The 2,105-nt window shown below is 53.7% G+C and carries 2 protein-coding genes; one reads left to right on the top strand and one right to left on the bottom strand.

Annotation, left to right across the window (positions count from 1 at the left end; genetic code table 11):
- A partial coding sequence (locus tag J5224_RS25530; RefSeq protein WP_264628001.1) for a GGDEF domain-containing protein occupies positions 1-1,422 on the top strand: 1,422 nt, incomplete at its 5' end.
- An 84-nt stretch (positions 1,423-1,506) separates the two neighbouring features.
- Here the strand turns inward: J5224_RS25530 and J5224_RS25525 are convergent.
- Positions 1,507-2,105 (bottom strand): anion permease (locus J5224_RS25525; RefSeq protein ID WP_264628000.1); only part of this gene is annotated, 599 nt, incomplete at its 5' end.

Genomic DNA, 2,105 nt, shown 5'->3' with positions numbered 1-2,105 from the left:
TGGGCAGAGATTATGCGTGTAAACCTGACACTGTTTAAAAGTGACAATGTGCTTTTAAACAGCTTTAACGTTTTTATATTGACACTACTGGGCTGCATGTTGGGTTCTCATGCGCGGATGTCAGGCATCGATCTCTCTGTTCTCTGGCCCGTCAACATTCTGGTTGCCGCTCTCTTTTATCGTTGTCGCTATCTGAATACCCCGTGGTATTACGGCGTTGCCTATAGCGCCATGATCGCGCAAGACGGCCTGCTTTATGGTTGGGGCATCAGCGCCTTCACCATTAATAGTGCCAACCTGGTGTTTATCTTTGTGCTGGTCAAATTATTGTGTTGGCCGGGGCGATATCGTCAGCAGGAAGCTGATATTTCCACGTCATTACACCTGTTTTCCTCCTGCATGATCGCCGCCCTTAGCTGTGCACTGGTCGGTGCGTTCACGCAACACCTGGCCGAGCAAACACGACAGTCTTTTCAACAGGATGTGCTTAACTGGTTCAGCGATCAGTTTTATACCGCTGTGCTGTTTTTGCCGTTACTGCTGACACTGCGTAGCGATTTCACGTTGCGCATGCCCACAGCGGACTGGCGCAGCAGCATCCCCTTGGTGTTTCTTGTGCTGTCACTGGGATTGGGCACGCTGATTGGTCCGATTGCTATTCTGGCGTTTCCCCTGCCCGCACTCACCTGGTGCGCCATCGTGTACCCGCTGTGGGCGATACGTCTGATCACCTTGTGCACGGGCATTGTTGAGCTGATCGCCACAGCGCTTCATGTTCAGGGGATTTATGACCATCAGGACGCCCTGTTTATGCAGGAGATCACCATCGCCCGCATCAGTATCGCCGCGATCATCTTCAGCCCATTGCTGATGGCCATGAATGCCAAGACCATTCGCCAGCTTAACCAGCGCTTGTTGATGCAGGCCAGCCACGATTTCCTCACTCACCTGCTTTCGCGCTATGGCTTCAACGATGCGCTGAACCGTTACGCGAAAATTCCCCGTTATCGGCAAGCGGCCATCAACATGATGCTGGTTGATATCGATCACTTCAAAACCATCAACGACAGTTACGGGCACGATAACGGCGACATTGTCTTGAAACACGTTGCGAACCTGATTCAACAATCGATCCCGGAACCGGGTTTGGTGAGCCGTATCGGGGCAGAGGAGTTTGCGGTAGTGTGTTTTGATTTCTCAGAGCGAGACTTTTTTGCGTTAGCAGAGCAGTTGCGCACTCAAATTCACGACACGCCCTGCTTCATTAACGGCTCGCCGATATCCGTTGCGGTGAGTATCGGCATTGCCCATGCGCCCTCTTCAGCGATGGACCTGACGCAGCATGTGCACCAGCTCTTTGCTGCCGCCGATAAAAACCTGTATATCGCCAAACGGGAAGGCCGCAACCGGACGGTACAGTAAGCGCAAAGCAGGTTGCCTGATACCGCCCAAGGCAACCTGTCTTATCATACTGCCACCGTCATCAGGAGCGGGAGAAGCACTACCTTAATAGAAGCCAAGCAGCTTCCACCACAGCAGGCCCACGCTGAAGGTCAGCACCACGTTACAGGTGACCACCGCCGCGTTAATTTTATAAAAGCGCGGTCGCGTGAAATAGCCCTGAGCGAAATAAATAGGCCCCGGCCCGCCGCCATATTCAGTATTGCCCCACATCAGGTTACTGAAAATCCCGAAGCAGATAGCGACCATCATCGGTGGTGCCCCCGCCGCGATGGCCGTGGCAGCAAAAGGCACATACAGGGCAGCGACATGCCCGGAAGCCGTGGCAAACAGGTAGTGCACATAGATATAGAGCACGCCCAGCAGCACAAAGGTCTGCATGGCACCAAACCCGTGGATCAGGTTGCCCAGCAAGCCCGCCAGCCATTTGATGAACCCCAGATCGGAAAGTCCGGTAGCCAGACTGATGATCACGCTAAACCAGATAACCGTGTCCCAGGCCGCATGATCTTTCAGCAAGGCTTTCCAATCCACAGCGCCGACGGCAAACAGGTACGCCGCCAACCCTAACCCTACGGATGTCGCCGACAAACCGGTAATCAGGCTGGTTCCCCACCCAACCAATGCCAACAGAAAACCAAACG

The organism is Candidatus Symbiopectobacterium sp. NZEC135 (assembly GCF_025962695.1).
The sequence above is the reverse complement of the archived record's forward strand: the minus strand, read 5'-3'. Positions and strand labels throughout refer to the sequence as shown.